This is a genomic window from Acetobacter cerevisiae, assembly GCF_001580535.1.
In the GTDB taxonomy this organism is placed as follows: Bacteria; Pseudomonadota; Alphaproteobacteria; order Acetobacterales; family Acetobacteraceae; genus Acetobacter; species Acetobacter cerevisiae.
On record NZ_LHZA01000006.1, the window covers coordinates 1 to 669 of the forward strand.

Here is a 669-nt window from a genome sequence, read left to right on the forward strand (position 1 = left end):
AAGCGGAATAGTACAGACAGAATACTCCGCAGTTACTTCCCGCAAGACATTCCCATTCTGGCAATCTTTATAAGCTACTTTCACCATGTGTTCGTCCTGATGAATGGCTGTCACGGCACACCCAAGAGTAATCAGGTCCCCTACTCTGCTAGCAAAGCCTTTTCCAATCTGGTCCATTCTTCCCACGGGCTGGAACATGGTCGTCTGCATATCAAGAGCCTCGGGGAAAGCCATCCAACGCCAGAGGCCGGATTTCATCACCTCGGCTCGCGGCAAAGGGTTTGAATAGGTCGGAGCGCCCTCTACACCTGCTGATGGCATTTTATCGTAACCACGGCGCAATGAGGACCGTGCCCCAGCCTCCCATGTGTTTTTATCACTCAACCCCGACCAGCCACGCATGGTTGCAAGAACATGCTGCTGCTCTTCATGCGTGATAACATCATCAAGTTTATGTTGATCGATGGCCTTAGAAAGCAATTCCCCCGTATAGCCATTCAGGTCAGACGCAAACTCACGGTATCGGACAGGTTTACCGTCAAATGCTGAAGAAGAATGAAGCCATGCATTGTGATTGAGCTGCACAAACGGCTCTAATGCAATCCCAAATTCGCGGCAATAGTGGAGAAGACCCTGATGGTGATACGGGATACGCCATGGGCCGGGGTT

General features: G+C 51.0%; 1 protein-coding gene. It reads right to left on the reverse strand.

Going from position 1 to position 669, the window contains the following annotated elements; all coding sequences use genetic code 11:
* On the reverse strand, positions 1–669 hold a 669-nt coding region (locus tag AD928_RS14535), incomplete at both ends, for a flavin monoamine oxidase family protein (RefSeq protein WP_209436613.1).